20 protein-coding genes are annotated in these 22,880 nt (G+C 73.1%); 15 read left to right on the top strand and 5 right to left on the bottom strand.

The window, feature by feature from the left end:
• Positions 1–88: 88 nt before the first annotated feature.
• Complete coding sequence (locus AB0N90_RS27265; protein ID WP_365201024.1) at positions 89–1,027, top strand: EamA family transporter; 939 nt, start codon at positions 89–91, stop codon at positions 1,025–1,027.
• Between the two features lie 391 nt (positions 1,028–1,418).
• Here AB0N90_RS27265 and AB0N90_RS27260 read toward each other — a convergent pair whose 3' ends face one another.
• A complete protein-coding gene (locus AB0N90_RS27260; protein WP_365201022.1) occupies positions 1,419–1,553 on the bottom strand; it encodes a class I SAM-dependent methyltransferase in 135 nt (44 codons plus the stop codon).
• A gap of 171 nt (positions 1,554–1,724) precedes the next feature.
• On the opposite strand from AB0N90_RS27260, the gene AB0N90_RS27255 reads away from it, so the two are divergent.
• The 10 genes from AB0N90_RS27255 to AB0N90_RS27210 all read left to right on the top strand — a co-directional run bounded on the left by AB0N90_RS27255 (position 1,725) and on the right by AB0N90_RS27210 (position 14,549).
• The gene (locus tag AB0N90_RS27255) at positions 1,725–2,936 is read left to right on the top strand and encodes a polysaccharide pyruvyl transferase family protein (RefSeq protein WP_365201019.1); all 1,212 of its coding nucleotides are present in this window, start codon (positions 1,725–1,727) and stop codon (positions 2,934–2,936) included.
• 129 nt (positions 2,937–3,065) lie between these two features.
• Positions 3,066–3,950 (top strand): TIGR03084 family metal-binding protein, encoded by an 885-nt coding sequence (locus tag AB0N90_RS27250; RefSeq protein ID WP_365201016.1) that lies wholly within the window; start codon positions 3,066–3,068, stop codon positions 3,948–3,950.
• Positions 3,947–5,623 carry an acyclic terpene utilization AtuA family protein gene (locus AB0N90_RS27245; RefSeq protein WP_365201014.1) on the top strand — a complete coding sequence of 559 codons (1,677 nt, stop codon included), beginning with the start codon at positions 3,947–3,949 and terminating at the stop codon, positions 5,621–5,623. Before AB0N90_RS27250 ends, AB0N90_RS27245 begins: the two co-directional genes overlap by 4 nt.
• Positions 5,620–7,218, top strand: a complete 1,599-nt coding sequence (locus AB0N90_RS27240; protein ID WP_365201012.1) for a carboxyl transferase domain-containing protein — start codon at positions 5,620–5,622, stop codon at positions 7,216–7,218. Before AB0N90_RS27245 ends, AB0N90_RS27240 begins: the two co-directional genes overlap by 4 nt.
• Before the next feature lie 5 nt (positions 7,219–7,223).
• Positions 7,224–9,095, top strand: a complete 1,872-nt coding sequence (locus AB0N90_RS27235) for a biotin carboxylase N-terminal domain-containing protein (protein ID WP_365201009.1) — start codon at positions 7,224–7,226, stop codon at positions 9,093–9,095.
• 30 nt (positions 9,096–9,125) lie between these two features.
• Positions 9,126–10,286 (top strand): acyl-CoA dehydrogenase family protein, encoded by a 1,161-nt coding sequence (locus tag AB0N90_RS27230; RefSeq protein ID WP_365201006.1) that lies wholly within the window; start codon positions 9,126–9,128, stop codon positions 10,284–10,286.
• Positions 10,287–10,308: 22 nt separating this feature from the next.
• On the top strand, positions 10,309–11,877 hold the full coding sequence (locus AB0N90_RS27225; protein WP_365201004.1) for a 4-coumarate--CoA ligase family protein: 1,569 nt from the start codon (positions 10,309–10,311) through the stop codon (positions 11,875–11,877).
• On the top strand, positions 11,874–12,611 hold the full coding sequence (locus AB0N90_RS27220) for an enoyl-CoA hydratase family protein (protein WP_365201001.1): 738 nt from the start codon (positions 11,874–11,876) through the stop codon (positions 12,609–12,611). Before AB0N90_RS27225 ends, AB0N90_RS27220 begins: the two co-directional genes overlap by 4 nt.
• Before the next feature lie 4 nt (positions 12,612–12,615).
• Complete coding sequence (locus tag AB0N90_RS27215) at positions 12,616–13,242, top strand: TetR/AcrR family transcriptional regulator (RefSeq protein ID WP_365200999.1); 627 nt, start codon at positions 12,616–12,618, stop codon at positions 13,240–13,242.
• A gap of 275 nt (positions 13,243–13,517) precedes the next feature.
• A complete protein-coding gene (locus tag AB0N90_RS27210) occupies positions 13,518–14,549 on the top strand; it encodes a 2-oxoglutarate and iron-dependent oxygenase domain-containing protein (RefSeq protein ID WP_365200996.1) in 1,032 nt (343 codons plus the stop codon).
• A 59-nt stretch (positions 14,550–14,608) separates the two neighbouring features.
• Here the strand turns inward: AB0N90_RS27210 and AB0N90_RS27205 are convergent, their stop codons facing one another.
• Positions 14,609–15,709, bottom strand: coding sequence for a citrate synthase 2 (locus AB0N90_RS27205; RefSeq protein WP_361674287.1), 1,101 nt, complete (start codon positions 15,707–15,709; stop codon positions 14,609–14,611).
• 137 nt (positions 15,710–15,846) lie between these two features.
• Between AB0N90_RS27205 and pdxH the strand changes: the two genes are divergently transcribed.
• The 3 genes from pdxH to AB0N90_RS27190 all read left to right on the top strand — a co-directional run bounded on the left by pdxH (position 15,847) and on the right by AB0N90_RS27190 (position 18,858).
• Positions 15,847–16,533, top strand: coding sequence for a pyridoxamine 5'-phosphate oxidase (gene pdxH / locus AB0N90_RS27200; protein WP_365200993.1), 687 nt, complete (start codon positions 15,847–15,849; stop codon positions 16,531–16,533).
• A 338-nt stretch (positions 16,534–16,871) separates the two neighbouring features.
• Positions 16,872–17,339, top strand: coding sequence for a GNAT family N-acetyltransferase (locus AB0N90_RS27195; protein ID WP_365200991.1), 468 nt, complete (start codon positions 16,872–16,874; stop codon positions 17,337–17,339).
• A 112-nt stretch (positions 17,340–17,451) separates the two neighbouring features.
• Positions 17,452–18,858, top strand: coding sequence for a PAS domain-containing protein (locus AB0N90_RS27190; protein ID WP_361674281.1), 1,407 nt, complete (start codon positions 17,452–17,454; stop codon positions 18,856–18,858).
• Between the two features lie 27 nt (positions 18,859–18,885).
• Here the strand turns inward: AB0N90_RS27190 and AB0N90_RS27185 are convergent, their stop codons facing one another.
• Entirely contained in the window at positions 18,886–19,641 is a 756-nt protein-coding gene (locus AB0N90_RS27185; RefSeq protein ID WP_365200987.1) for an SIS domain-containing protein, read from the bottom strand.
• Positions 19,642–19,858: 217 nt separating this feature from the next.
• On the opposite strand from AB0N90_RS27185, the gene AB0N90_RS27180 reads away from it, so the two are divergent.
• Positions 19,859–20,551, top strand: coding sequence for a metal-dependent transcriptional regulator (locus AB0N90_RS27180; RefSeq protein ID WP_037662230.1), 693 nt, complete (start codon positions 19,859–19,861; stop codon positions 20,549–20,551).
• 281 nt (positions 20,552–20,832) lie between these two features.
• On the opposite strand, the gene AB0N90_RS27175 is transcribed toward AB0N90_RS27180, so the two are convergent.
• Both AB0N90_RS27175 and AB0N90_RS27170 read right to left on the bottom strand, forming a co-directional pair.
• Positions 20,833–22,386, bottom strand: coding sequence for a glycosyltransferase family 39 protein (locus tag AB0N90_RS27175; protein WP_365200984.1), 1,554 nt, complete (start codon positions 22,384–22,386; stop codon positions 20,833–20,835).
• A gap of 62 nt (positions 22,387–22,448) precedes the next feature.
• Positions 22,449–22,856 carry a hypothetical protein gene (locus AB0N90_RS27170; RefSeq protein ID WP_365200981.1) on the bottom strand — a complete coding sequence of 136 codons (408 nt, stop codon included), beginning with the start codon at positions 22,854–22,856 and terminating at the stop codon, positions 22,449–22,451.
• Positions 22,857–22,880: the final 24 nt, after the last annotated feature.

Below are 22,880 nucleotides of genomic sequence, written 5' to 3'. Positions count from 1 at the left end.
AGAGGTTCACACTCCTGACGAGGTCTACTACCCTGGACCGGGTAGTACAGGGAGCTGTACATGATCTGAGTCGAGCACCGGGACCGCCGTGAGCACCGTCAACACCCCCAGCGCCACTTCCGGGACGTCCGCGACGACACCCGGTTCCCCGGGCACTCCGGGCCGTCTCGGCTCGTTCGGGCCGGTGGGGCTGGTGCTGGCCGGCGGGGTGTCGGTGCAGTTCGGCGGGGCGCTCGCGGTGACGCTGATGCCGAGGGCGGGCGCGCTGGGCGTGGTGACGCTCAGGCTCGTCGCGGCGGCCGTGGTCCTGCTGCTGTTCTGCCGGCCCCGGCTGCGCGGCCACTCGCGCGCCGACTGGGGCACGGTGATCGCCTTCGGCATCGCGCTGGGCGGTATGAACAGCCTGTTCTACGAGGCCGTGGCCCGTATCCCGCTCGGCCCCGCCGTCACCCTCGAAGTGCTCGGCCCGCTCGCGCTCTCGGTCGTGTCCTCCCGCCGCCTGGTCAATGTCGTGTGGGCGGCGCTCGCCCTGGGCGGTGTGTTCCTGCTCGGCGGCGGGGGCTTCAGCGGGGTGGACCCCGTGGGGGTGGGCTTCGCGCTGGGCGCGGGCGTGATGTGGGCGGCGTACATAGTCTTCAGCGCGCGCACCGGGCGGCGCTTCCCGCAGGCGGACGGGCTGGCGCTGGCCATGACGGTCGCGGCGCTGCTGGTCCTGCCACTCGGCATCGCCTCCTCCGGCGACCGCCTGCTCAACCCGACCACGCTCGGCCTCGGCGCGGCGGTGGCCGTGCTCTCCTCGGTGCTGCCCTACACCCTCGAACTGCTGGCCCTGCGCAATCTGCCCGCCGCCACCTTCGCCATCCTGATGAGCCTGGACCCGGCCCTCGCCGCCACCGCCGGCTTCCTCATCCTCGGCCAGGCCCTCTCCGCCCCGGAGATCGCCGCGATCGCCCTGGTCATCGCCGCGAGCATCGGCGCGGTGCGCACCCAGGTGGGCCGGTCCAAGGCACCGGTCCTGGACGCGTAGGGCCACCGAGGGCCATGCGCCCGGTGCTCACCACGCGCCGGTCTTCTCCCCCACCGGCGCATGCTGTCGGCTCTCGCCGGTGACCGCCGACCGTTCCCCGTCGCTCCACCGCTTCCGCAGCCGCATTCCGGCGAGCCGGGCCATGAGGTCCGGTTCGGCCGGCCAGGCGCAGCGGAAGGGGATCGCGCGACAGGTGCCCGTCCGCGACCTCCACACGGTGCGAGCTGACCGACCTCCACGACGAAGCAGCCGCCCGGTTCCAGATGGGCGGCGGCGGTGCGGAAGCAGTCGACCTGGGCGTGCTGCGAGGTGAGGTTCATGATCGTGTCGAAGACCGGACAGGCGAGGTCGAAGGCGCCCGGCACCCTGGTCGCGGCGAAGTCCCCGATGGTCACCGGGACCGCCGCCCCGCCCCGCCCGGCTTGGCGGGCGGCCGCCGCACCATGGCCCGCGACAGATCGACCCCGTGCACCCGCACCCCGCGCCCGGCCAGGGGCAGCGCGATCCGCCCGGCCCCCACCCCCACCCCCAGCTCCAGCGCGCGGCCCCCCCCGTCCTGCGCCCGGATTTCCCGGTGGCGGGTTGGCCGGATGGGCGGGGGTGGACCGGTCCGGTGGCGGTGGTGATGTGTACGTTGGCGGGGAGGGGTCCACGGCGTCCTCGGGGGCGTCGGCAACAGGCAGGGGAACAGGAACGCATGGCACGTGTCGCCGTCATCACCGCGCCCAACATCGGCTACCGCAATACCGGGATGCTGACCGTCGACCTGGCCTTCGAGGCGATGCGGCGGCGGATGGGGGACGGGGTCGAGGCGAGCTGGTACACGCTGCATCTGCCGCAGACCGTGCCGTTGCGGGGGCTGCGGGAGGGCGTGCGAGGCGCGGAACTGCCCTTCCGGTTCCGGTCGTTGATCGACGAGGTCGACACCCTGCGCGAGCATGACGCGGTCGTCTTCTGGGGCGACTTCCTGCACGCCCGGCACTACCTCGCCCAGGACGCCGCCAACCGGCTCCTCGACTACGGGCTGGTGAAGAACCGGGGCGCCGCCCGCTCCCTGCTCAACCGGACGCTGCTGCTCGCCGACCAGCCGGACGAACTGCTCGACCGCACCCTCAGCTACGGCGGCACGATCCTGCACAACACGCAGTCGGACTACGAGGACAAGGAGTACGGCCCCCTGTTCACGCGGCTGATGACGCGGAGCCACCGGGTCTGGGTGCGTGATCCGCTGTCGGCGGCCAAGCTCGGGCATCTGCGCGGGGACCGCCCGACCGACCACTTCGGCTCCGACGCGGCCCTGCTGAACCGCCCCGGCGACCTGGAGGGCCTCCCGGTCACGCCCTGGTCCCAGGACTTCCCGGACGGCGGTGCGATCGGGGTGTTCCTGGGCGCCCGCACGAAGATCCCCGACTGGCTCCCCGGGTTCTGTCAGGGGCTCGCGGAGCGGCTGGACGCGCCCCTGGAGTGGATCCCCTGGTTCGACGGTGCCGTCCCGCCAAAGGTCGGGAACCTCCCCACCCGCCCCGGCGACCCCACGGTCGGCGACCTGCTCGGTGTCCTGCCCCGCTACCGTCTCGTCATCACCGATACCTACCACCTGTGCGTCAACGCCTGGGGCGCAGGTACCCCGGTGGTCTGCGTCGGCGCGCCCGAGCCGGTGCCGACGACCGACCGCGACTATCTGACGCTCAGCGATGTGAAGAAGCACGTCCTGCACATGGCGTACGACGCGGCCGACTTCTACCTCCCCACCGTCGCCGACAGCCCCGAGGGGCACGAGCGGCGGGCCGAGCGGATCGTCCGGCTGGTGGAGGGCGGGGGAGCGGCCGCCGTGGCCGAGCGGATCCGCGCGCACGCCGAGTACTCGGCGAACTCCTTCACCAAGACGCTCGCCGCACTCCTGGGGTGAACCCGGGTTCGCCCCAGGTTTCGCCCCCGAAAAGGCCCGCCGCCGACCCGGGCGACGGCGGCCGAGTTCGGCTGAATAAATCATGCAAGCACGCTTGATTGTTTCCATGCCCGCTGCCATGCTCCCCTCATGGCCGACCCGACGCCCGTCATCGACGACCTGCGTGCCGAGAGCGAAGAACTGGACCGGCTCGTCGCCCGGTTGACGTCCGAGCAGTGGGCGCTCGCCACTCCCGCGCCCGGCTGGTCCGTCGCCCACCAGATCGCCCACCTCGCCTGGACCGACCGCGCGGCGCTGGCCGCCGTCACCGACGCGGACGCGTTCGGCGCGCTGGTCGAGAAGGCCCTCGCCCGCTACGACTCCTTCGTGGACGAGGGCGCGGAGGAGAGCGCCGGGCTGCCGCCCGCGGAACTCCTCGCGCAGTGGCGGTCCGGGCGCGACGCCCTCGACCTGGCCCTGCGCGCGGCCGGACCCGGCGCCCGTTTCCCCTGGTTCGGGCCGCCCATGGCCGTCGCCTCGATGGCCACCGCCCGCCTCATGGAGACCTGGGCGCACAGCCTGGACATCGCCGACGCGCTCGGCGCCACCCGCGCCTCCACCGACCGTCTCGCGCACATCGTCCGACTCGGCGTGCGGACAAGGGACTTCGCGTACTCGGTGCACGGACTCACCCCGCCCGCCGAGGAGTTCCGTGTCCGGCTCACGGCGCCGAGCGGTGCCGTATGGGGCTACGGCCCCGACGACGCCCCGCAGCGCGTCACCGGCCCGGCGCTGGACTTCTGCCTCCTCGTCACCCAGCGCGCCCACCGCGACGACCTCGCCCTGACCGCCGTGGGTCCGGACGCGGACCACTGGCTGGACATCGCCCAGGTCTTCGCGGGCCCCCCGGGAAGCGGCCGGCAGCCGAAGACGGCGGAGGAGACGGCGGAGAAGGCGGCGGAGTCGACGGCGGAGGAGGCGGCGGCCGAGGCGGCGACGGAGACGGCCGGACCGGCGGCGGGGTCCGGCCGGTGAACCCCCTGCGGATAGGCAACTTCTCCGGCTTCTACGGCGACCGCTTCGACGCCCTGCGCGAGATGCTCACCGGCGGTGAACTCGACGTCCTGACCGGCGACTACCTCGCCGAACTCACCATGCTGATCCTCGCCCGCGACCGGCTGAAGGACCCCGGCGCCGGATACGCCCGCACCTTCCTGCGCCAACTGGAGGACGCCCTCGGGCTGGTCCGGGAGCGCGGGGTGCGGATCGTCACCAACGCGGGCGGTCTCAACCCCGCCGGACTCGCCACGCACATACGCGAGTTGGCGGACCGGCTCGGCATCCCCCTGTGTGTCGCCCATGTCGAGGGCGACGACCTGACTTCCGCCCACCCCGGCGCCCTCGCCGCCCACGCCTACCTCGGCGGCTTCGGCATCGCCGCGTGCCTGCGGGCGGGCGCGGACATCGTCGTCACCGGGCGGGTGACCGACGCGGCCCTCGTCACCGGACCCGCCGCCGCCCATTTCGGCTGGGAGCCCGGGGAGTTCGACAAGCTGGCCGGGGCCGTCGTCGCCGGGCACGTGCTGGAGTGCGGGACCCAGGCCACCGGCGGGAACTACGCGTTCTTCCAGGAGGGCGACGTACGACGGCCCGGCTTTCCGCTCGCCGAGATCCACGCCGACGGCAGCAGCGTCATCACCAAGCACCCCGGCACCGGCGGCTTCGTGGACGTCGGCACGGTCACCGCTCAGCTGCTGTACGAGACGGGGGGCGCCCGGTACGCCGGACCCGATGTCACCGCCCGCCTGGACAGTGTCCGGCTGCGTCAGGACGGCCCGGACCGGGTGCGGATCGACGGGGTGCGGGGGGAAGCGCCGCCGCCGACCCTCAAGGTCGGGCGCAACCGGCTCGGGGGCTTTCGCAACGAGGTCGTCTTCGTGCTCACCGGGCTCGGCATCGAGGCCAAGGCGGACCTCGTCAAGGACCAGCTGACGGCGGAGATGACCAAGTCCCCGCCCGCCGAGGTCCGTTGGGAACTCGTGCGCACCGACCGGCCCGACGCCGGCACCGAGGAGACCGCGAGCGCCCTGCTGCGTCTCGTCGTACGGGATCCGGACCAGAAGGTCGTCGGGCGGGCGCTCAGCGGGGCCGCCATCGAGCTGGCGCTCGCCAGCTACCCCGGATTCCATGTGCTCGCCCCACCCGGAAGGGGCGACCCCTACGGGATCTTCGAGGACACGTACGTGCCCCAGGGGGAGGTGCCCCACACGGCCGTCCTCCCCGACGGGCGGCCCGTAAGGGTCCCCCCGCCCCCCGAGACCCGCCCCCTCGCGGCGGCGCCCCCCGTCGGACTCCCCGCGCCCCTGGAGCACGCCGCCACCCGCCGTGCCCCCCTCGGCCTCGTCGCCGGTGCCCGCAGCGGGGACAAGGGCGGGAACGCCAATGTGGGGGTGTGGGCCCGCACCGACGAGGCATGGCGGTGGCTCGCGCACGAGCTGACGGTGGACCGGTTCCGGGAGCTGATCCCCGAGAGCCGCGACCTGCCCGTCACCCGCCACCTCCTCCCCGGGCTGCGCGCCCTGAACTTCGTCGTCACCGGCATCCTCGGCGCCGGTGTCGCCTCCCGGCACCGCTTCGACCCGCAGGCCAAGGCCCTCGGCGAATGGCTGCGCTCCCGCCACCTGGACATCCCGGAGGCCCTGCTGTGACCGTCCTCGACACGGCCCTTGACACCCACCACCCCGACCACACGGCCCATCGCGAGGCCATGCTCGGCAAACTCGCCGAGCTGGCGGACGAACACGCCAAGGCGCTCGCGGGCGGCGGCGAGAAATACGTCCAACGGCACCGCGAGCGCGGCAAGTTGCTCGCCCGGGAACGCATCGAGCTGCTGCTCGATGCGGACACCCCGTTCCTGGAGCTGTCCCCGCTCGCCGCCTGGGGCAGCGAGTACACCGTCGGCGCCTCCCTCGTCACCGGGATCGGCGTGATCGAGGGCGTGGAGTGCCTGATCACCGCCAACGACCCGACCGTGCGCGGCGGCGCCAGCAACCCCTGGAGCCTGAAGAAGGCCCTGCGCGCCAATGACATCGCGCTTGCCAACCGGCTGCCCTGCGTCAGCCTGGTGGAGTCGGGCGGCGCCGATCTGCCCTCGCAGAAAGAGATCTTCATCCCCGGCGGCGCCATCTTCCGTGACCTCACCCGGCTTTCGGCCGCCGGGATACCGACCGTGGCCGTCGTCTTCGGCAACTCCACGGCGGGCGGCGCCTACATCCCCGGCATGTCCGACCACGTGATCATGGTCAAGGATCGGGCCAAGGTGTTCCTCGGCGGGCCGCCGCTGGTGAAGATGGCCACCGGTGAGGAGAGCGACGACGAGTCCCTGGGCGGCGCCGAGATGCACGCCCGCGTCTCCGGGCTCGCCGACTACTTCGCCGTGGACGAGCGGGACGCCCTGCGGCAGGCACGCCGGGTCGTCGCGCGCCTCAACCACCGCAAGGCGCATGCCGATCCGGGCCCGGCCGAGCCCCCCAAGTACGACCCGGAGGAACTGCTGGGCATCGTCCCCGGCGACCTCAAGATCCCCTTCGATCCGCGCGAGGTCGTCGCCCGGATCGTGGACGGCTCCGACTTCGACGAGTTCAAGCCGCTGTACGGCACCAGCCTGGTGACCGGCTGGGCCGCGCTGCACGGCTACCCCGTCGGCATCCTCGCCAACGCCCAGGGGGTGCTGTTCAGCGCGGAGTCGCAGAAGGCGGCCCAGTTCATCCAGCTCGCCAACCAGCGCGACATCCCGCTGCTCTTCCTGCACAACACCACCGGCTACATGGTCGGTCGGGAGTACGAGCAGGGCGGGATCATCAAGCACGGCGCGATGATGATCAACGCGGTGTCCAACTCCCGGGTACCGCACCTCTCCGTCCTCATGGGCGCCTCCTACGGGGCCGGCCACTACGGGATGTGCGGCCGCGCCTACGACCCCCGCTTCCTGTTCGCCTGGCCCAGCGCCAAGTCCGCCGTCATGGGCCCGCAGCAGCTCGCCGGTGTGCTGTCGATCGTCGCGCGGCAGTCGGCGGCGGCGAAGGGGCAGCCGTACGACGAGGACGCGGACGCCGCCCTGCGCGCCATGGTGGAGCAGCAGATCGAGTCCGAGTCGCTGCCGATGTTCCTGTCCGGGCGGCTCTACGACGACGGCGTCATCGACCCGCGCGACACCCGTACCGTCCTCGGCCTGTGCCTCTCCGCGATCCACACCGCCCCCTACGAGGGCGCGCGCGGCGGCTTCGGCGTCTTCCGGATGTGAGGTCCATGATCCAGACACTGCTGGTCGCCAATCGCGGTGAGATCGCCTGCCGTATCTTCCGCACCTGCTCCGACCTGGGCATCCGCACGGTCGCCGTGTACTCGGACGCCGATGAGCACGCCCTGCACACCCGCCGGGCGGATGCGGCGGTACGGCTGCCGGGCGCGGCGCCCGCCGACACCTATCTGCGCGGCGACCTGATCGTGAAGGCCGCCCTCGCGGCCGGCGCGGATGCCGTGCACCCCGGTTACGGCTTCCTCTCCGAGAACCCGGACTTCGCCCGCGCGGTCCTGGACGCCGGTCTGACCTGGATCGGGCCGCCCCCCGAGGCCATCGAGGCCATGGCCTCCAAGACGCGCGCCAAGCGGCTGATGGGCCTGGAGCCCCTGGGGGAGGTCACCCAGGGGGACCTGCCGGTGCTGGTGAAGGCGGCGGCGGGCGGCGGGGGGCGCGGGATGCGGATCGTGCGCCGTCTGGACGAGCTCCGGGACGCCCTGGAAGGGGCGCGCGCCGAGGCCGCGAGCGCCTTCGGGGACGGCGAGGTGTTCATGGAGCCGTACATCGAGAACGGCCGCCATATCGAGGTGCAGATCCTCGCCGACACCCACGGCACCGTCTGGCCGCTCGGCACCCGCGACTGCTCCCTCCAGCGCCGCCACCAGAAGGTGATCGAGGAGGCCCCGGCACCCGGCCTGCCCGAGCGGCTCGTGCGGGAGCTGCGGACGCTGGCGGAACGGGCCGCGCGCGCCGTCTCCTACGTCGGCGCGGGCACCGTCGAGTTCCTGGTCGCCGAGGGCCGCGCGCACTTCCTGGAGATGAACACCCGCCTCCAGGTCGAACACCCGGTGACCGAGGCGGTGTTCGGGCTGGACCTCGTCGCCGAGCAGATCCGGGTCGCCGAGGGCCACGCCCTGGAGAAGGACCCGCCGCGGCCGCGCGGCCACGCGATCGAGGCCCGCCTGTACGCCGAGGACCCCGCCCGCGACTGGGCCCCGCAGACCGGCACCCTGCACCGGCTCGCCGTCCCGCCCGGCGTCCGCCTGGACACCGGCTACGGCGACGGCGACCCCATCGGCGTCCACTACGACCCGATGCTCGCCAAGGCCGTCGCCCATGCCCCGACCCGCGCGGAGGCGGTCCGGCGGCTCGCGGGCGCCCTGGAAGCGGCGGTGATCCACGGCCCCGCCACCAACCGCGAGCTGCTCGTCCGCTCCCTGCGCCACGCGGAGTTCACCTCCGGCCGGATGGACACCGGCTTCTACGACCGCCACCTGGCCGCCCTCACGGCCCCCGCCCCCGACCCCCTCGCGCCTCTCGCCGCGGCCCTCGCCGACGCCCACGGCCGCTCCCGCTTCGGCGGCTGGCGCAATGTGCCGTCCCAGGACCAGGTCAAGCGGTACGAGGCGGCGGGGGAGGAGACCGAGGTCCGCTACCGGCACACCCGCGCGGGCCTGGCGGCGGACGGGGTACGGGTCGTACGCGCGGATCCGGGCACGGTCGTACTCGAAGTGGACGGCGTACGGCGGACGTTCGAGGTGACGCGGTACGGCGACGAGGTGTACGTGAACGCCGGGCGGCTGGTCGCGCTGCCGCGATTCCCGGCTCCGGACGCCCAGTTGGCGCCGGGCTCCTTGGTCGCGCCCATGCCGGGCACGGTCGTCAAGGTCGCCGACGGGCTACGGGCCGGGGACGTCGTACAGGCCGGGGATCCGATCGTGTGGCTGGAAGCGATGAAGATGCAGCACCGCATCACCGCCCCGGCCGCCGGCACGCTGACCGCCCTCCCGGTGGCCCCGGGACAGCAAGTGGAGATGGGCGCGCTCCTGGCGGTGGTCGAGACCGACCGACCCCAGGGGCGCGGGGAACCGCGCGAGTAACCACATACAACCCGCACCCGGAGGAATCGCATGACCACCCTCATCGAATCCGAAGAGCACAAGGCACTCCGCTCCGCCGTGTCCGCCCTCGGCAACCGCTACGGCCGCGACTACCTCACCCGCACCCTCGCCGAGGGCAAACCCCTCACCGAACTCTGGTCGGAGGCCGGGAAGCTGGGCTATCTCGGCGTCAACCTGCCGGAGGCATACGGCGGTGGCGGCGGCGGGATCACCGAACTGTCCATCGTCCTCGAAGAGTTGGGCACCGCCGGGTCCCCCCTCCTCATGCTCGTCGTGTCCCCCGCCATCTGCGGCACCGTGATCGCCCGCTTCGGCACCGAAGCGCAGAAACGCGACTGGCTCCCCGGTCTCGCCGACGGCACCAGGCTGATGGCGTTCGGCATCACCGAACCCGACGCCGGTTCCAACAGCCACCGCATCACCACCACCGCCCGCCGCGACGGCGCCGACTGGCTGCTCACCGGCCGCAAGGTGTTCATCTCCGGGGTGGACATGGCCGACGCGGTACTGATCGTCGGCCGCACCGAGGACGCCCGCACCGGCCGCCTCAAGCCCTGCCTGTTCATCGTGCCGACCGACGCGCCCGGCTTCCAGAAGCGCCCGATCGACATGGAACTCAAGGCCGCGGAGAAGCAGTTCGAGCTGGTCCTGGACGATGTACGGCTGCCCGCGGACGCGCTCGTCGGCGACGAGGACGCGGGGCTGCTCCAGCTGTTCGCGGGGCTCAACCCGGAGCGCGTCATGACCGCCGCGTTCGCCATCGGGATGGGCCGGTACGCGCTCGGCCGGGCCATCGAGTACGCCCGCGACCGCACCGTCTGGAAGACGCCCATCGGCGCCCACCAGGCGATCGCGCACCCCCTGGCGCAGGCGCACATCGACCTGGAACTGGCCCGGCTGATGATGCAGAAGGCGGCCCGTCTCTACGACGCGGGCGACGACATCGGCGCGGGCGAGGCCGCCAACATGGCCAAGTACGCGGCCGGAGAAGCATGCGTGAAGGCCGTCGACCAGGCCGTGCACACCCTCGGCGGCAACGGCCTCACCCGCGAGTACGGGCTCGCCTCGCTCATCACGGCTGCGCGGGTGGCTCGTATCGCGCCGGTGAGCCGGGAGATGATTCTCAACTACGTCTCCCACCAGAGCCTGGGCCTGCCCAAGTCGTACTGAGCCGCAGCCGCTTGGAGGAACCGTGTTCCGCAGCGAGTACGCAAGTGTCCCGCCCGTCGAACTCCCCGTCCATGACGCCGTGCTGGGCCACGCGGCCGAATTCGGCGAGCGGCCCGCGCTGGTCGACGGCACGGACGGGACCACGCTCACGTACGAGCAGGTGGACCGGTTCCACCGGCGGCTCGCCGCCGCCTTCGCCGAGGCGGGCGTGCGCAAGGGCGATGTCCTCGCCCTGCACAGCCCCAACACCATCGCCTTCCCGACCGCCTTCTACGCCGCCACCCGCGCGGGCGCCACCGTCACCACCGCCCATCCGCTCGCCACGGCCGAGGAGTTGGCCAAGCAGCTGCGGGACAGCGGGGCCCGCTGGCTCGTCACCGTCTCCCCGCTGCTGGCCACCGCCCGCCGCGCCGCCGAACTCGCGGGCGGCGTACGGGAGATCTTCGTGTGCGACAGCGCACCCGGGCACCGCTCGCTGATCGACCTGCTCGGCACGGCGGCCCCCGAACCGGAGCCGGCGTTCGACGTGGCGGAGGACGTCGCGGTGCTGCCGTACTCCTCCGGCACCACCGGCGTGCCCAAGGGGGTGATGCTCACCCACCGCCAGATCGGCACGAACCTCGCCCAGTTGCAGTCGGCCGCACCCACCGGGCCCGGTGAGCGCATCCTCGCCGTCCTGCCGTTCTTCCACATCTACGGCCTGACCGCGCTCATGAACGCGCCCCTGCGCCTCGGCAGCACGGTCGTCGTGCTGCCCCGCTTCGACCTGGAGACCTTCCTCGCCGCGATCGAGAAGCACCGCATCACCGGCCTCTACGTCGCCCCGCCGATCGTCCTCGCCCTCGCCAAGCACCCCGCGGTCACCCGCTACGACCTCTCCAGCCTCCAGTACGTCCTGTGCGCCGCCGCCCCGCTGGACGCCGCTCTGGCCCGCGCCTGCGCAGACCGCCTCGGGCTGCCCCCGATCGGCCAGGCCTACGGCATGACCGAACTGTCCCCGGGCAGCCATGTCGTCCCGCTCGACCGGCTGCACGAAGCGCCCGCCGGGACCGTCGGCAAGCTGATCGCGGGCACCGAGATGCGGATCGTGGACCTGGCCGACCCCGCTCGTGACCTCGGTCCGGGGGAGCGGGGGGAGATCCTGATCCGGGGGCCCCAGGTGATGAAGGGCTACCTCGGCCGGGCCGAGGCCACCGCCGCGCTGATCGACGCGGACGGCTGGCTGCACACCGGGGACGTCGGCCAAGTGGACGGCGACGGCTGGCTGTTCGTGGTGGACCGGGTGAAGGAACTCATCAAGTACAAGGGCTTCCAGGTGGCACCCGCCGAACTGGAGGCCCTGCTGCTCACCCACCCCGGCATCGCCGACGCGGCCGTCGTCGGCGAGTACGACGAGGACGGCAACGAGGTGCCGCACGCCTTCGTCGTCCGCCGCTTTGGGGGCGGCGAACCCACCGAGAACGACGTGCTGCTCCATGTCGCGGAGCGCGTCGCACCGTACAAGCGCGTCCGCAAGGTCACCTTCACCGACAGCGTGCCGCGCGCCGCCTCCGGGAAGATCCTGCGGCGCGAGCTCAGGGAGCGGATATGACCACGATCATCGGACGCTCGCGCACCCGTGGCGTCGAGACCCTCAGCCTGGACGCCACCGGCACCCGCAACGCGCTGTCCGCGCGCCTCGTCGCCGCCCTCGCGGACGCGCTGGCCGAGTGCGGCGAGGACCCGGACGTACGGGCCGTCGTCCTCACCCACACCGGCACCACCTTCTCCGCCGGCGCGGACCTGCGTGAACCGCCGCATCCCGACGCGCTGGTCGCCCTGCTGCGCCGGCTCGTCGAGCTGCCCAAGCCGGTCCTCGCCCGGGTCACCGGGCATGTCCGCGCGGGCGGCCTCGGCCTGCTCGCCGCCTGCGACCTGGCCTTCGCCGGTTCTGCGGCCACCTTCGCCTTCACCGAGGTGCGCATCGGGGTGGCCCCCGCGGTGATCTCGCTGCCGCTGCTGCCGCGCACCGATCCGCGCGCCCTGGCCCGCTATTACCTCACCGGGGAGCGCTTCGGACCCGAGGAGGCCGTGCGCACCGGGCTGCTCACGGCCGCCGCCGCGGACGTGGACGAGGCCCTCGCACCCGCCCTGGACGGGCTGCGCCGCTCCGCGCCCGAGGCCCTGGCGGAGACGAAACGGCTGCTCACGGCTAGGGTGCTGGAAACATTCGACCGGGACGCGGCCGCCCTGACCGCGCTCTCGGCCCGCCTGTTCGCCTCCGACCAGGCCCGGGAGGGGATGACGGCCTTCCTGGAGAAGCGGGATCCGGCATGGGTGGTGTGAGCGGATGAGTACGACGGCGGACCGCGCCCGCGGACCACGGGCGGACCGTGACCGGCAGCCCAAACAGGACCGCAGCCGGGCCACCCGGCAGCGGCTCCTGGAGGCCGCCGTCGCCTGTCTCGCCGAACACGGCTGGGCGGGCTCCACGGTCGCCGTCGTCGCCGAGCGCGCCGGGGTCTCCCGGGGCGCGGCCCAGCACCACTTCCCGACCCGCGAGGACCTGTTCACCGCGGCCGTCGAGTATGTCGCCGAGGAGCGCTCCAGCGCGCTGCGCGATCTGTTCCCGGACGGCGTGCGGGGCGATCGCCGGGCCGTCGTCAGCGCCCTGGTCGACCTCTACACCGGCCCCCTGTTCCGGGCCGCCCTGCAGCTGTGGGTGGCCGCCTCCAACGAGGAGCAACTGCGCGGCCGGGTCACCGAACTGGAGGCCCGTGTCGGCCGCGAGACCCATCGCATCGCCGTCGACCTGCTGCGCGCCGACGAGTCCCGTCCCGGCGTCCGCGAGACCGTCCAGGGCCTCCTCGACATGGCCCGCGGCCTCGGCCTCGCCAACGTCCTCACCGACGACACGGCCCGCCGCGAGCGGGTCGTCGCCCAGTGGGCGGCCCTGGTGGAGGCGTCGCTCGGCTGAGCCGCCGGGTCGGCGCCGGGTCGCCGCTGGGTTCCGGCGGAGTGAGCCGGGCCACATCCCTATCGCGGTGCGCGCAGTACTCTGGGCGCATGCTTCCGATGCTCGTCCGACGCCGCCACGTGGACTACGTGCGCGTCACGAGCATGGGCTGTCGGCGCCACGCCGCCTGATCCAGCCCCCAGCTTCGCTCTGCGTTCTGCACTCTTCCTTTTCCGGCACCCGGGGGCCGCGTACCCCTGCGGCCGCCCGTGCCCCGTACACCCTGCGGACACACCATGACCTCGCACATCGCGACGACCGCGTCGTACGACCAGCTGCCCGTCATCGATCTCTCCGCCGCCGACCGCGGCTCCCGGAGCCGGGAGCTGCTGCACGCCCAGCTGCACGGCGCCGCGCACGACGTCGGCTTCTTCCAGCTGGTCGGGCACGGCGTGACCAGGGCCGAGACGGACGCGCTGATCACCGCCATGCGTGCCTTCTTCGAGCTCCCGGAGGCCGACCGGCTGGCGCTGGACAACGTCAACTCCCCGCATTTCCGCGGCTATACGCGCACCGGCGACGAGCGCACCGGCGGCGCCCGCGACTGGCGCGACCAGCTCGACATCGGCGCCGAGCGGCCCGCCCGGGTGCCCGGCCCCGGTGAGCCGCCGTACTGGTGGCTCCAGGGCCCCAACCAGTGGCCGGCCGCCCTGCCCGAGCTGCGCACCGCCGCCCTCGCCTGGATCGAGCGGCTCAGCGCGGTCGCCCAGCGCCTGCTGCACGAGCTGCTGACCGCCATCGGCGCCCCCGCCGACTTCTACGACCCGCTCTTCGGCGACCGGGCCCACCCGCACCTCAAGCTGGTCCGCTACCCCGGCAGCGCGGGCGACGGCGCGGACCAGGGCGTCGGCGCGCACAAGGACTACGGCTTCCTCACCCTGCTCCTCCAGGACACCGTCGGCGGTCTCCAGGTCCAGCGCGAGGACGGCCGCTTCCACGATGTGCCGCCGCTGGAGGACGCCTTCGTCGTCAACCTCGGCGAACTCCTGGAGGTCGCCACCGACGGCTACCTCCTCGCCACCAACCACCGCGTGGTCAGCCCGGCCGGCGCGACGGAACGCTTCTCGATCCCGTTCTTCTACAACCCCCGCCTGGACGGCAAGGTCGCCCCGCTTCCCTTCCCGGGCGCCACCCAGGCCCCGGGCGTCACCACCGACCCGACGAACCCCCTGTTCGCCGAGTACGGCTACAACGAACTCAAGGGCAAGCTGCGGGCGCATCCGCTGGTGGCGGAGCGGCATCACGGAAACCTGCTGACACCGGCGTGAGCGACGCCCCTTGAGGGGCACGGGGCGGAGTCGATCTGCGGCTCCGCCGCGTGGGCGCTCTACCGGGCGATGTCCGCATACCCCTCGATGTCCTGCGGCCGCCGCGGCCCCGGCCCCACATATCTGGCCGTCGGCCGCACCAGCCGGCCCGTCCGCCGCTGTTCGAGGATGTGCGCCGACCACCCCGCCGTGCGCGCACACGTGAACATCGACGTGAACATGTGCGCCGGGACCTCCGCGAAGTCCAGCATGATCGCCGCCCAGAACTCCACGTTCGTGGCCAGCACCCGGTCCGGCCTGCGGCTGTGCAGCTCCTCCAGCGCCGCCTTCTCCAGCGCCTCCGCGACCTCGAACCGCGGCGCCCCCAACTCCCGCGCCGTGCGCCGCAGCACCCGCGCCCGCGGGTCCTCGGCCCGGTACACCCGGTGCCCGAAGCCCATGAGCCGCTCGCCCCGGTCCAGGGCCCGTTTCACATAGCCCTGCGCGTCCCCGGTGCGCTCGATCTCCTCGATCATCCCGAGCACCCGGGAGGGCGCGCCGCCGTGCAGCGGGCCGGACATCGCGCCGACCGCGCCCGAGAGCGCGGCGGCGACGTCCGCGCCGGTGGAGGCGATGACCCGCGCGGTGAACGTGGACGCGTTCATGCCGTGCTCCGCGGCCGACGTCCAGTACGCGTCGACCGCCGCGACATGCCGGGGGTCCGGCTCCCCGCGCCAGCGGATCATGAACCGCTCCACCACCGACCTGGCCTTGTCGATCTCCCGCTGCGGCACCATCGCCAGGCCCTGCCCGCGCGCGGACTGGGCGACGTACGACAGGGCCATGACGGCGGCCCGCGCCAGGTCGGCGCGGGCCTGGCGCTCGTCGATGTCGAGGAGGGGCTTGAGGCCCCAGACCGGGGCCAGCATGGCGAGCGCGGACTGGACGTCCACGCGGATGTCACCGGAGTGGACCGGGATGGGGAAGGGCTCGGCGGGCGGCAGCCCCGGGTTGAAGGAGCCGTCGACCAGCAGGCCCCACACATTGCCGAAGGAGACATGGCCGACCAGGTCCTCGATGTCGACGCCCCGGTAGCGCAGGGCACCGCCCTCCTTGTCCGGTTCGGCGATCTCCGTCTCGAACGCTACGACTCCTTCGAGCCCGGGTACGAAGTCGGACATCAGGCGGCTCCTCGTCTGGGCGGGCGGCGCGGCTCTGAACGGGCCTGGAATCAGCACGATAACCCCGTATGTCTCACTTGGAGAGACTTGACGACACTGGGTGCCAGCAGGCCCATTAGATACGGCAAGATGACCGCGTGACCGACCGCGAACCACTCCTGGATCCCGTCCTCGACCCCGCCGCGATGCGCAAGCAGTACCGGGCCGACGGACTCGCCGAACAGGACCTCGCCACGCACCCCATGGACCAGTTCGCACGCTGGTTCGAGGATGCGGCCCGGGCGGCCCTCCACGGCACGCTCTACGAGCCGAACGCCATGGTCGTCGCCACGGCGGATGCCGAGGGGCGGCCCAGCTCACGCACCGTGCTGATGAAGCAGTTCGACACCGAGGGCTTCGTCTTCTACACGAACTACGACTCCCGCAAGGGCCGGGACCTCACGGCGAACCCGTACGTCTCGCTGCTCTTCCCCTGGCATCCGCTGGCCCGGCAGGTCATCGTCACGGGCGGGGTCCGCCGTACCGGGCGGGACGAGACGGCCGCCTACTTCCGCACCCGGCCGCACGGCTCCCAGCTGGGCGCCTGGGCCAGCGCGCAGTCCACGGTGATCGGCTCGCGTGCCGAACTGGACGCCGCGTACGCCGAGTTGGCGGACCGCTACCCCGAGGACGAGCGGGTGCCGGTGCCCCCGCACTGGGGCGGCTTCCGCGTCGTACCGGAGACCGTCGAGTTCTGGCAGGGCCGTGAGAACCGGCTGCACGACCGGCTGCGCTACACCGCCCGCCCGGACGGCACCTGGAAGGTCGAGCGCCTCAGCCCCTGAGGGGCCAGGGAACGCAGACGACCCGCGAGCTGGGTTCCTCCGGGGAGGAGCCGGCCGGACGTACCGGCAGCTCGCGGGTCGGGTGACTGCTTGGGATTGGGCCGGCTGCACGTATCCCTCACGTGCCGGTCCGGCACCGCACTGAGCGTGGTGACGAGCCGCTAGCCCGCAGCCACCTCACGCGTCCGGTATGCATACATCTGCCGAACCACCTCCCTTCTGTGTGCCCCCAGCCTAGGAACCGACCGCGGCGGGCTCAACTGTTTTTTCCAGGACACCCGCCGACGCCCCCGGATCGCCCGAACGGCGGAGCGTCATCGGTGGTAGGACTGCCGACTGTGACTGATCTTCCCGATCTTCGGACGGCCCCGGTCGAGGGCGACGGCATGCTGGAGCAGTGGCGGCTCGTGCACAACGCGGTGGTGCCGCCCGCCGCGATGTCACCGGCGCAGGCCCGGGTGCGCAGGGAGCGGTACCTGCTGGCGAACGCGTACGCCGGTGACGTCCTCGTCGGCTGCTCCACCGTGCGGCCCCCGCTGGGGGAGGAGCGGGTGGCGACCGTGATCGCCCGGGTGCTGCCCGAATTCCGGTGCCGGGGGTTCGGGACGGTGATCTACGGGAACGCGCTGGACCGGGCCCGCGCGCTGGGCGCGGGCGTCGTGGAGACATGCGTGCTGGCGGCGAACGGCGACGGACTGCGGTTCGCCCTGCGGCGGGGATTCGAGGAGGTCGAGCGCTACGTGCTGGACGGCGAGCGGGACGAATGGGTCGACCTGCGACTTCTGGTGCCGGGAGCCGGGGATTGATTCCCTCCATCTTGAGGGAACAGGATGTGGGCTGCGTCACGTTCGAGTTGAATGAGGGCAGTGAGCGGAACGGGCGCCTTACGTGCGCCGACGCAGCGTGCAGGGGGTCCAGGTGAGTGCTTCCCGGCGAAGTGGGGCCACCGATGAGCTGGGGCCCGACGAGCCCGGCGCGTCGGGGGAACCCGGCGGGTCCGATCTGCTGGCCGCGCTGCTCGACGGCATGGACGCGGCCCTGTGCGCCTTCGACGCGGAGGGCGTCGTCACCCACTGGAACCGCGAGGCCGAGCGGATCCTCGGCTGGAGCGCCAAGGACGCGGTCGGGCGGCACGGCTTCGCCGGCTGGGCGGTGCGCACCGCCGACGCCGAGGAGGTCCAGGCCCGGCTGCTCGCCGCGATGCGGGCGCCCGGACGGCAGGTGCACGAGTTCGCGCTGCTGACCAAGGACGGCGGCCGGGTCCTCGTGCGCACCCAGTCCGCCGCCGTACGGGACGCCGACGGCGAGCCCGCGGGCGTCTACTGCGCCTTCAGCGAGGTGCACGCGCAGATCGACCTGGAGCGGTCCATCGCCCTGAGCGAGGCCCTGTTCGAGGACGCCGAATGGGGTGTCGTCCTGGTCGACGCCGATCTGCGCCCCGCCGTCGTCAACGCGCACGCCTCCCGCGCCCTCGGCATCGGGCGCGCCTCCGCGCTGGGCCGGCCGCTCGGCGAACTGCTCGCGCAGGGCGTGGAGGAACTGGAGGCCGCGCTGACCCATGTCCTCGCCGAGGGCGCGCCGCCCGCGCCCGCCGAGGTGTGGGTCACCCTGCGCAGCCCCGCCGAGGGCGAACAGCGCCGGTGCTGGCGCAACGCCTTCCTGCCGCTCGCCTCCCCGCTCGCCGAGGAGCCCGTGCCGCTCGGGGTCGGCTGGCTCTTCACGGACGTCACCGAGGCCAAGCGGGGCGAGCAGGAGGCCGCGCTGCTGCGCTTCCGCACCAAGCAGCTGCACCGCGCGGCCCGCGCCGCCGCCGAGTGCGAGGACCCGCTGGAGGCGGCCACCGTCCACCTCGACTACGCCCTCGCCGGGTTCGCCGACCACGCCCTGATCGACCGGCTCGCCGACGCGCCGCGGGCACCGGACGCGGGTGGCGCGGGCACGGTACGACTCGTACGGCTGGCCGCCACGCCCGCCGGGGCGCCGGGCCCGAGCGTGCTCACCGGGGCCGCCGGGCTGCCCGTGCGCTACGAGCCGGGGCATCCGGCGCTGAGCTGCGTGGAGCGCACCGGGTGCGTGCGCGCGGAGGCCGGCTCGGTGCCGCCCGAACTGGCCCGGGAGTGGGCGCTGCGCCGGCAGTGGCCCGGCGACGCGGTGCACGCCCTGTGCGCGGTGCTGCGCAGCCGGGGCCGCACGCTCGGCGTCGTGACCTTCCTGCGCGGCGCCGCGCGCACCCCCTTCGAGCGCTCGGACGCGTCGTACGCCGAGGACGTGGCGCTGCGGATAGCGGCGGCACTGGACCTCGCGGGGGCGACGCGGGAGCGCTAGCGTCCCGCGCCCCTCGTGGCCGGGCGGTCAGCGGCGGTAGAAGATCCGGTCGCCGTACTCGTCCATCACCCGGTTGTTCCAGTCGTGGCCGCCGTCCACGTTCCCCGAGCGCAGCAGCGGGGGTTCGATGCCGCGGTCGGCGAGGGTGGCGGCGGTGGTGGCGAGGACGGCCTGCATCAGCGCCGTGGTGACCACGGTGGAGGCGGGCGCGAAGGGGGCCGGGATGGTGTCCAGGGTCAGCTCCGCGTCGCCGACCGCGATCTTCGAGTCGAGGACGAGATCGCAGTGGTCCTTCAGGAACGTGCCGGAGGAGTGCCGGGACGTCGTCTGCGCCGCGTACGCCACGGAGGTCACGCCGATCACCTTGATGCCGAGGGCACGGGCCCGCTGGGCCATCTCGACGGGCAGCGCGTTGCGCCCCGACAGGGAGATGATCATGAGGGCGTCGCCGGAGCGCAGCGGCGAGGTGTCGAGCACGGCGCTCGCGAGCCCGTCGACGCGTTCGAGCGCGGAGCCGAGGGTGGCCGGGGTGACGTCCACGCCCACCACACCGGGGACGGTGAGCAGGTTCATCAGGGCGAGTCCGCCCGCGCGGTAGACGACGTCCTGCGCGGCGAGCGAGGAGTGCCCGGCACCGAAGGCGAACAGGCGGCCGCCGCTTTCGACGGTGTCGGCGAGCAGGGTCCCGGCGGACTCGATCGCCTCCGCCTCTTCCTCCCTGAGCCGTCGCAGGAGGTTGATGGCGGCGTCGAAGAACAGGTCGGCAGGCGTGCCGTCGCTCATGCGGTGCCCCTTCGCAGCGTCTGTGTCGCGGATCACGGTGCGGTCTGGACCAGTACGGTGTCAATACGGCGTTGCCCATTCCGGTGCCGGGACCCGCTCCCGCGCCCCGAATCCGCCCCGTTCCCCCGGTGCCACCCGCTTGTCAGTGGGATCCGGCAGAATTGGGTTGAGGCCAGCGCACGCGCCAGGTGCCGGCAGAGGTAATCGAGGGGCACGTATGTCCGGACTGATCGACACCACGGAGATGTATCTCCGCACCATCCTCGAACTGGAGGAGGAAGGCGTCGTCCCCATGCGCGCCCGGATCGCGGAGCGGCTCGACCAGAGCGGGCCGACGGTGAGCCAGACGGTGGCGCGGATGGAGCGGGACGGCCTGGTCGCCGTCGCCAGCGACCGCCATCTGGAGCTGACCGGCGAGGGCCGCAGGCTCGCCACCCGGGTGATGCGCAAGCACCGCCTCGCCGAGTGCCTGCTGGTCGATGTGATCGGCCTGGAGTGGGAGCAGGTGCACGCGGAGGCCTGCCGCTGGGAGCACGTGATGAGCGAGGCCGTCGAGCGCCGCGTCATGGAGCTGCTGCGCCATCCGACCGAGTCGCCGTACGGCAACCCGATCCCGGGCCTTGAGGAACTGGGCGAGAAGGACGGCGCCGATCCGTTCCTGGACGAGGGCATGGTCTCGCTCGCCGACCTGGACGCGGGCACGGACGGCAAGACCGTCGTCGTCCGCCGGATCGGCGAGCCCATCCAGATGGACGCGCAGCTGATGTACACCCTGCGCCGGGCCGGAGTGCAGCCCGGTTCCGTGGTGAGCGTGACCGAGTCGGCGGGCGGGGTGCTGGTCGGCAGCGGCGGCGAGGCGGCCGAGCTGGAGGCCGACATCGCCTCCCATGTGTTCGTCGCCAAGCGCTGAGCCGAGCACCGAGCCGCACCGGGTCCCCCGGACGACAGAGTGCCCCGGCGCCTTTCGGCGCCGGGGCCTGTCCTCCCCTGCGCTGACCCGGAGCCCCGAGCTCCCAGGGTCAGTCCCCCTCGGACCGATTTCCCCGAGCGGTCCGCCTCCCGCCAGAAAGATCCCCTCCGCGACGGCGATCATTCCTGACGCGGTGTCACTCGAATGAGCGGTGTTGTCCGCAGGGGCAGTATTTTCGAACACCCATTCGCAAAAACGGTGCGTCGGGACGCGGTGTGTGCTCACGCGTACAGCCGCAGCTCCGGCCAGATCTCCCCCCACGCCCGCCGCGGCCCCTCGCACACATACACATGCCCGCCCCGCTCGATGTTCGGCGCGCCTCCGGGGTCGGACAGCGTCGCCGCCTCCCGTACGTCCCGGAAGTACCGGCGCAGCCTGGCCTCGTACCCCGGCAGATACCGGGGGTTGGGCGCGATCGCCACCACCGTCGTGGCGCCCGCGTCGCCGGGGCCCCACCACCAGTCGGTGTTCTGCGCGCCCACGGCCGTCGGCAGCCCGGTGCCGCGCCCCAGTTCATTGACGGCGCCCGCCTCGCCGTAGTCCGCCGCGAAGATCACCGCATGCGCGCGCCGCCCGGCAGGCAGCCCGGTCCACACCTGCCGCACGGTCCCCACCAGCCGGGGCCAGCCCTGTGTCTCCCCGGAGATCGGGCTGATGCCGTACGTCCAGGCCACGTCGGACGGCGGCAGCACCGGCAGCACGATCACGGCGGACACCGCGGTCGCGACGGCGGTGCCGAGCACCAGGCCGCGCAGCCGCTCCCGGCCCGTGTACAGCGTCCCGTCGAGCACCACCGCGCCCGCCGCGAGCAGGCACACATACAGCCCGGCCAGGTAGTACACCTGCGCCCCGGTCGTCACCGCGAACAGCACGAACAGCACGCCGTACGCGAGCGCCAGGCTCCGCCACAGCGGCCGCCGGGACCGCCACAGGAACCGCAGCCCGGCCACCCACACCATGATCATCGCCAGACAGGACATGCCCAGCTGGCCCACGATCCAGGTGACGATGTTCCCCGGCCCGCCGTGCTCCGCGTTCAGCGCCCGCGTCATCGCGAACATGGCCCAGCCGTGCCGCGACTGCCACCACAGATCGGGCAGCACCGGCAGAGCGGCGATCAGCGCGCCCGCGAGCAGCCGCCGGTCGGCCGCGGTCCGCCGGGCCGGCCCGAGCAGCACCGCCGCCAGCAGCACGGCCCCGAAGATCGCCGCGAGGTGGTTGAACTCCGCGCCGACCCCGACCAGCGCCCCCGCGGCGAGCCACCACCGGGTGTCGCCGGTGCGGCCGATCCGCACCACCACCAGCGCGATCGCCGCCCACGCCAGCGTCTCGTACGACGTGGTGTTGGCGATGTGCGCGCTGCCCAGCAGCACCGGCATGGTGGCCGTCGCGACCGCCGCGAGCAGCTGCGGGCGCCGGGCGCCGCCGAACTCCCGCGCGGTCAGGGCGCCCACCACCACCGTGCCCGCCGCGGCCAGCGCGGGGAACAGCCGCAGGCCCGTCGCCGAGACCCCGAACAGCTCCAGCGAGACCCGGGCCAGCAGGGGTGCCAGCACCGGCTGGTCCACATAGCTCGCCTGGAGGTGCCGGGCGCAGTCGAGGAAGTACAGCTCGTCGCGGTGGAAGCCGTAGCGCGCGGAGAACGCCATCAGCAGCGCGAACACCGCCGCCGCGACGGCGTACACCCGCCGGTCCAGCGGCGCGGGCCGCCCGTCGCCGGTCTCGCCCTCGTCGCTCTCGTCGTCCGCGGATCTGGTGACCGTCGCGTCCGTCATCCCCGACACCCCCGTCTCGGATCCCGGCCATGCCGTCCGCGCGGCTCCGGGCCGCACGTACCTTACGCACCCCGGCCGTGCGGGGCGAGGCCGGAGCGCGCCGGGCCCCACTGCCGGGCCAGCGCCAGCACGCTCAGCCCGAACATCAGGACACCCAGCGGGACATGGACCGACGGGACATGCGCGATGCCGAGCACGACCTGGACCGAGGCGAGGACGAGGAAGCCGGTCGCGTGCCAGATGGGCCGGGGCGAGCCGCCACCCGGCTTCCACGCCAGCACCGCCGCGAGCACGTACAGCATCGCCGCGCCGTACATCACCCGGGCGCCGATGCCGTGCACCGCATGCCCGTACGACACCGTCAGCAGCAGCCCGGCGGAGACCGCCTGGCAGAAGATGGTCAGGGTCTGCAGGGCGATCGCGAACCTCAGAAACGAGTAAGTCCGCTGTGCCGTCGGCTGGTTGGCCATGTCACGCTCCCCTTGTCCGCCCGT

This window comes from Streptomyces sp. NPDC093018 (genome assembly GCF_040684035.1).
Taxonomy (GTDB): domain Bacteria; phylum Actinomycetota; class Actinomycetes; order Streptomycetales; family Streptomycetaceae; genus Streptomyces; species Streptomyces murinus.
This window is presented reverse-complemented; position numbering and strand designations above follow the sequence as displayed.